The organism is Clostridium tarantellae (assembly GCF_009295725.1).
In the GTDB taxonomy this organism is placed as follows: Bacteria; Bacillota; Clostridia; order Clostridiales; family Clostridiaceae; genus Sarcina; species Sarcina tarantellae.
In genome coordinates this window covers 1-3,319 of record NZ_WHJC01000340.1, presented here as the reverse complement: position 1 = coordinate 3,319, position 3,319 = coordinate 1, and the positions used below count along the sequence as shown (strand labels likewise).

The following is a 3,319-nucleotide window of genomic DNA, read 5'->3' as shown; positions in this document are numbered from 1 at the left end:
AATAATAATTATATAAATGTATACTAATGGATATTTATATTTAATTAATAATAAAAATTTGTTAGAATATAAAGAAGATTTTAATATTTTTATTTGTTATGTTTAAAAATAGTTTTAAAAAAATAAGTATTTATATTTTTAATAATAAATAGAGAGTAGTGATAAAAATGAAATATAATAAAAATATAATAGAAACAACTTTTATAAAAAGACCAAATAGATTTCAAGGTTATGTAAATTTAAATGGAGAAGAGTTATTAATACATGTTCCTAATACAGGAAGATGTAAAGAAATATTAATACCAGGGTGTAGAGTACTATTAAGAGAAGAAGATAATCCGAATAGAAAAACTAGATTTGATTTAATAGCAGGTTATAAAAATAACAAATTAATAAATATTGATTCTCAAATACCTAATAAAGTAGTATTTGAAGCATTAAATGATAAAAAAATAAGTAAATTAGAAAAATATAATAATATATTAAAAGAAAAGACTTTTGGAAATTCAAGATTCGATTTTAAATTATATAATGATAATGGAGAAGAGTATTATTTAGAGGTAAAGGGTGTAACTTTAGAAGAAGACAAAAAATGTAGATTTCCAGATGCACCTACAGAAAGAGGAAGAAAGCATTTATTAGAGCTTATTGAAGTAAAAAGAAGGTCTTTAGGTGCTGGTGTTTTATTTTTAATACAAATGGAAGATGTAATAGAATTTTCTCCTAATGACGATACAGATCCTAAATTTGGAGAAGCATTAAGATTAGCTTATAGCAAAGGAGTAGATATATTTGCATATAATTGTAAAGTAGATAAAGAGGGAATAACTCTTTTTAAACCAGTAAAAGTAATTCTTTAAATGAGGTGGAAACTATGATATATAAATATTGTCCTTTTTGCGGTAGCAAATTAGTTCTTAGGAATAGTTGGGATGAAGGGGAAGTACCTTATTGTTCTCATGATGATAAAATGTTTTTTGATTTACCTAAGCCTTGCTTAGTAGTGGCAGTAATTAAAGAAAATAAAATTTTATTGCTAAAGCAAAGTTATATATATAAAAATTCTAAAGTTTTATTATCAGGATATATTGGGATTAATGAAACAGTAGAAGAAGCTGTATGTAGAGAAATAAAAGAAGAATCAGGTATAGAGGTTAATAATGTAAAATATTTAGGTAGTGATTTTGTAAAAGATAAAGAATTACTTATGCTTACCTACATGGCAAAATATAAAGAAGGAGAGTTATGCAAGTCTTCAGAGGTTGAGTTTTTAGAATGGGTAAATATTGAAAATGCTTTAGAGCAAATGCAAGAAGATAAAATTGGTCAAAAAATAGTTAAAAAAGTATTAAGGGAATTAGATAATAAAAAAATTAAAGCGTTTAAAACAATAGAAAATTCATATGAATTATAAATATAAACTCAAAAAATATTAAATAAAATTTATTAATAATATTTTTTGATATATTGATTAGTTAAATATTTATGGTAACATTATATACATAAATTAATATAATATTAATTAAGGACCAAAGTAGAGGTGCTGTAATTAAGAGTAACTATTAGGAGCTGGCAAGTTATAATAAATAGTGAAAGGAATTATAGCCGAAGATAAATTGTTGGCAAAAAGTTTATCTGGGCATATGTAAAATATACATATGACTGTCACTTTATAAAGTGGAGGGCTACAAGGTACGCTAAAGTTGTAATGTTTTATGCAGCAAAAGTGTTCCTTTTGCTGCATTATTTTTTATAAAAAGTAGCAAGGAACTATATGATAAGCAAAAAAATTACTTGGTTTATAAAAGCAACTTAAGCATACTCTTATAACTCTACCGTCACATTATTTGTGACGTTTTTTATTAATAAATAATATGTGGAGGTAAGATTTTTATGAGATTATTTGGAACAATGACTATTGAAAAAAATGAATTAGTAATAGGTGGAGTTAATGCAACTACCTTAGCAAAAGAGTATGGAACACCTTTATACGTAATGGATGAAGAATTAATTAGAGAAAATTGTAGAAAATATTATAATACTTTTGTTGGAAAAAACAAAAAAAATAGAGTGACTTATGCAGGTAAAGCTTTTTTAAATATGGCGATGTGCAAAATATTAAACGAAGAAGGACTTTATTTAGATGTGGTATCTGGAGGAGAATTATATACTGCATATAAATCTGGATTTCCAACAGAAAAAATATATTTTCATGGAAATAATAAGACAAATTTTGAAATAAATTTAGGAGTAGAATTAGGTATTGGAAGATTTATTGTAGATAATTTGCATGAATTAGAAGTTTTAAATGAAGTTGCTAAAAATCATGAGAAAGTTCAAAAAATTTATTTGAGAATAACTCCAGGTATTGAAGCCCATACTCATGAATATATAAGAACAGGACAAATAGATTCAAAATTTGGATTTCCTATAATTGGAAATATTATTTTAGATATAGTACAAAAGGCAATAGACCTTCCATATATAGAGTTAAGTGGATTACATTGTCACATAGGTTCTCAAATATTTGAATTAGAGCCTTTTAAAGATGCAGTAGAAATAATGATTAATTTAATAAAAGACATTTATGATAAAACATCATATTTAATTCCCGAATTAGATTTAGGTGGTGGATTTGGAATATACTATACAGAAACAGATAAACCTAAAAGTGCAGAGGAGTATTGTAATACTATATTGAATAAAGTTGAAGATGTATGTGAGAACGTTGGAATACCGAAACCAATTTTAACAATTGAACCAGGTAGAAGTATAGTTGGTAATACAGGAACAACTTTATATACTGTTGGTGCTATAAAAGAAGTTCCTAATATAAGAAAATATGTTTCAGTAGATGGTGGTATGAGTGATAATATAAGACCAGCATTATATAAAGCTCAATATGAATGTGCTTTAGCTAATAGAATAAATGATGAAGAAGAAGAAATAGTAACAGTAGCAGGAAAATGTTGTGAATCAGGAGATGTTTTATTAGAGAAAGTATCATTACCTAAAGTTAATAGTGGAGATATTTTAGCTATATTTTCAACAGGAGCTTATGGATATTCTATGGCAAATCATTATAATAGAATTCCTAAAGCTGCAGTTGTTATGGTTAAAAATGGAAATGTTAGACTGGTATGTAAAAGAGAAACATATGATGATATGTTAAGAAATGAGTATATATAATAAAGTTTTAAAGAATAGATTATTTTTAAATTTAAATAGAAAATAATCTATTCTTTTCTTGTTATAATTGCAATATTTTAGTAAAATTTATTAATATAATAAATTTTACTATTTAAAAATTATTATATGA

General features: G+C 24.9%; 3 protein-coding genes and 1 riboswitch. All 3 genes read left to right on the top strand.

Annotated elements, in window-relative coordinates; translation table 11 throughout:
• Positions 1 to 167: 167 nt before the first annotated feature.
• The 3 genes from sfsA to lysA all read left to right on the top strand — a co-directional run bounded on the left by sfsA (position 168) and on the right by lysA (position 3,189).
• Positions 168 to 860, top strand: coding sequence for a DNA/RNA nuclease SfsA (gene sfsA / locus GBZ86_RS14065; protein ID WP_152891695.1), 693 nt, complete (start codon positions 168 to 170; stop codon positions 858 to 860).
• 14 nt (positions 861 to 874) lie between these two features.
• Positions 875 to 1,414, top strand: coding sequence for an NAD(+) diphosphatase (locus GBZ86_RS14060; protein WP_152891693.1), 540 nt, complete (start codon positions 875 to 877; stop codon positions 1,412 to 1,414).
• Positions 1,415 to 1,527: 113 nt separating this feature from the next.
• A riboswitch (Lysine riboswitch) is annotated at positions 1,528 to 1,696 on the top strand.
• A 197-nt stretch (positions 1,697 to 1,893) separates the two neighbouring features.
• Entirely contained in the window at positions 1,894 to 3,189 is a 1,296-nt protein-coding gene (lysA, locus tag GBZ86_RS14055) for a diaminopimelate decarboxylase (RefSeq protein WP_152891691.1), read from the top strand.
• Positions 3,190 to 3,319: the final 130 nt, after the last annotated feature.

Coding starts and splice junctions, on each gene's coding strand:
- sfsA (WP_152891695.1), top strand. CDS start 168: ATGAAATATAATAAAAATATAATAGAAACAACTTTTATAAAAAGACCA.
- GBZ86_RS14060 (WP_152891693.1), top strand. CDS start 875: ATGATATATAAATATTGTCCTTTTTGCGGTAGCAAATTAGTTCTTAGG.
- lysA (WP_152891691.1), top strand. CDS start 1,894: ATGAGATTATTTGGAACAATGACTATTGAAAAAAATGAATTAGTAATA.